This is a genomic window from Methanosphaera sp. (assembly GCF_016282985.1).
GTDB lineage: Archaea > Methanobacteriota > Methanobacteria > Methanobacteriales > Methanobacteriaceae > Methanosphaera.
In genome coordinates, this window is record NZ_JAEELZ010000151.1 from 1 (window position 1) to 3,183 (window position 3,183).

The following is a 3,183-nucleotide window of genomic DNA, read 5'->3' on the forward strand; positions in this document are numbered from 1 at the left end:
GGATTACAATTTATAAAATATCCTAATAAAACGTAATTATTCGCAATTCTTTTTTATCCCTAATTACTTCAAAAACAACCTTATAATTACGGCAAAAATCTCCGTTCTTTACAGCAATCATTGTCGCAAATTTTAGACAATTAAATTGTTCGTTTAACTCGATATCAAAGATATAATTTGTATTAATTAGATAGTTAATTACTTTAATGAAATCATCCTTACTTAATTCATCTAATCCAGTTATTTTTAAACTACCACCTTTTTTCTCTGTTATATATTTAAATTTTTCATTGGCAAGAGTAATTGTATATCCTGAAAGAATATCAGGAGTATCACAAACTGCAGCTAATCCAAATAATTGATCTGTTTCATCATGTTTATAAAAAGATCTTTGAATCTTATAAGATAAGAAGCTATCAAATAATAAATCATCAATTCCAATAAGAGTGTATTTGTTTTCATCAAATGTACAACAAACATACCCTTGAGGATTAGTTAAATCGTCTTCTGGTGTTGGTATACAAATTTTATTATTTATTTTAATGAATCCTACTCCAATACAAACTGAAAGAATATCTCTTAAATAATTAGGGAATGTCATATCAATATATCCAACATAACTTGGACATTTTTCTTGAGCTAAATTTATACGAACTAAGTCATTTTTGCTTAGGTTATTAACATATACAACAAAATACTGATTTGATAGTTGGAAATTACTGAAATCAAATTCAGGAAGTTTTTCTTGTAAAAAGTGTTTTATCTGAATATTGGATTCTCTGCCATTTGTTATTATATCACCATAGAAAACACTTAAATTTTCGCATTCTAATAATTCTGGAAGTAAGCCTTGTAGTATTTCATAACCATAACATGCTGAATTTATTGTTTTTAAGCTATCATAGATAAAACAAATTTCTTGCTTATCTTGTGAAGGAGTTAATATACTTCTTAATTCTTCATAATTGATTTTATTTTTCGTTAGAATGGCTATTAAATCTTCAAATGCAGTTTTAATTTCATTGTGCATCTGTTTATTATCAAGAGAAAAATAATCCTTTATCACATTCCAAGAAAAATTATCACGACTGTCAAATGTAAATATTTTCATTTTTGAAACCTTTTATTTTTATTATTTGTAATAGCAAACATCAACCGTAATTCTTGTTGATAAATCATTCTATCTCATCGTCTGAAATTATTAAAACATCTTCGATATTGGTTAATGTAGTAACTCTACCGGAAATTTTTAATGTGCCAACACATCTAAGATAACTTTTATTTCTATGAGCTTCTTGAGCAATAGTATAAAATGTTTCATTTAATTCTAATTTTACCTTTTTTAACTTTCCATCAATTAAACAAGTTAGAGTAATATCCCCTTCCGATTCATCAACTTCTTGATGTAATTTCGTAACATGTCCAATAAGAACATAATCCTCTGTAGTTAAATCTTGTTTATAATATTCTCTTACAGTATCAATAATTGGAATTAATTCTTTTCTTATTTCTATTCTCCGAACATCCTCTTTGTCATCAATTTTATTATTTAATATTATTTCAATTTCAACATCATTTTTACCGTTAGAGCTAATTTCTGATATTGCTGAACATAAATTTGAACTAACCCCAAGTAAATATGAATCATCAAAAACTGACAAATCATTATTTTGTTCTTCATATGTTTCAGCTTTACTAATCAGCTCGGTTGATGCTTGCTCCATAATTGTTAGGGCTTTTCTTGTAAATGAATCAGATTCTTCTTCAAGAAGAGAAGGCTGTCCGTCTTCATAATAATCATTTGGTAAATAAATATTTATTATAAAACTTCCTTCCTCTGTTTGCCCCATTTTAATATTGTTAATAACTTCATCGACAGTTTCAGGATGTGGACCAGTAAAGTTCTTTCTTTTATTATTTACAGAGAGAAAAGAAGCAATTAACATTTCTTTTGTATTTTCAAGAAGCTGGACACCTTCAACGAGAGGAATATAGCCATCTTCTGTCATTTCGCTCTTAACTCGGAATTTTACTTGATCTTTTACTGAATTCTCGAAATCATCTAATATTTGATATTCTTTTTTATTATAAAAACTCATTAATATTTTTATGATAGTATCTAAATTCCGTTCTAATCTGAATACTTCTCTAGTTATTGGAACAACTAACTCTTCTTGTTTTCCATCTACAATTGGACTATGCCAAACGTTATAATACTCATTTAAATCATTTGCCTTTTCCCAATTAAGCTTAAGTAAATATCTAGAAAAGGATGAAAATGTATAATTTAGACAAAACCTGTCAAAGCGTAAACTCATAAGGCAATCCCCTTGCTTGAATTATCCATGAGATTTTTAAATGAATCTTTTGTTAATCGATTTGCAACTGGAATTTTCACAGTTACAGTTGTTGTGTTAGTTGTAGCGGGGTAATTTTTAAGTGAAAACCAATAAGCATTATACTTCAAGGTAATATCAGTAGTGTTTTCAATAATCCAATCATCCTCACTGTCAGGTACATGTAATACAATTAAATATGCTGGACTACTTCTCCTTACTTCTCTCAAATCATTATAATTCTTTATTGGTAAAGAAAAATGTAAATAATGATCGGGTTGAGGACCGTTTTTTGTACATTTCAGTTGCACTTCTAAATGAGGATTCCAGGTTTTTATAGTCGGATCTGATTTAGGATAATTTCCTATAAATTCAATATCGACACTTTCATCATCTACTTCTAGTTTTGAATGGTTAAATCCTAATTGAGCAGCTAAAGCACATACATATGCTATACTGAATTCTTCCTTTTTATTTGTTTTAAACATATAATTTATCTCTCTGTTTTTATGTTCTCAATCGTTTTATTTATCTACTTTTGCAGTAATGAAAGCCGATTTTCTGATAATTTCCTATTTTTTTGATTCTATTATAAAGCACATTGTTAAAAAATGTGAAGTTTTAGTTGGTTCAAACTCTACTTACTTTTTCCCTTCAATTCTCTTCAATTCTTTAAGAGTTTCAATATACGCTTTTTCTGCGGAAGAAAGAGTCTTTACCTGATACTTTCTATATTCACCTTCAGCCTTTTCCATGGCTTTTTTGTGGCTGATTTTACCGGCACCTTCCAGAACTTCTTCGCCAACAGATTTTATTGTGCGGTCAAGCTGCTCTACATAATCACTCA

The 3,183-nt window shown here is 28.4% G+C and carries 4 protein-coding genes; all 4 read right to left on the reverse strand.

Annotated elements, in window-relative coordinates; all coding sequences use genetic code 11:
- Positions 1–22: 22 nt before the first annotated feature.
- On the reverse strand, positions 23–1,111 hold the full coding sequence (locus QZZ11_RS09265) for a hypothetical protein (RefSeq protein WP_292475591.1): 1,089 nt from the start codon (positions 1,109–1,111) through the stop codon (positions 23–25).
- A 64-nt stretch (positions 1,112–1,175) separates the two neighbouring features.
- Positions 1,176–2,318, reverse strand: a complete 1,143-nt coding sequence (locus QZZ11_RS09270; RefSeq protein WP_292475593.1) for a hypothetical protein — start codon at positions 2,316–2,318, stop codon at positions 1,176–1,178.
- A complete protein-coding gene (locus QZZ11_RS09275; RefSeq protein WP_292475596.1) occupies positions 2,315–2,824 on the reverse strand; it encodes a DUF4365 domain-containing protein in 510 nt (169 codons plus the stop codon). Before QZZ11_RS09275 ends, QZZ11_RS09270 begins: the two co-directional genes overlap by 4 nt.
- 153 nt (positions 2,825–2,977) lie before the next feature.
- Positions 2,978–3,183, reverse strand: a 206-nt coding sequence (rhuM, locus tag QZZ11_RS09280; RefSeq protein ID WP_292475599.1) for a RhuM family protein, incomplete at its 5' end; no start/stop codon positions are given.

Bases quoted from the DNA above. Each gene is read 5' to 3' on its own strand.
- QZZ11_RS09265 (WP_292475591.1), bottom strand. From the start codon at position 1,111: ATGAAAATATTTACATTTGACAGTCGTGATAATTTTTCTTGGAATGTG.
- QZZ11_RS09270 (WP_292475593.1), bottom strand. From the start codon at position 2,318: ATGAGTTTACGCTTTGACAGGTTTTGTCTAAATTATACATTTTCATCC.
- QZZ11_RS09275 (WP_292475596.1), bottom strand. From the start codon at position 2,824: ATGTTTAAAACAAATAAAAAGGAAGAATTCAGTATAGCATATGTATGT.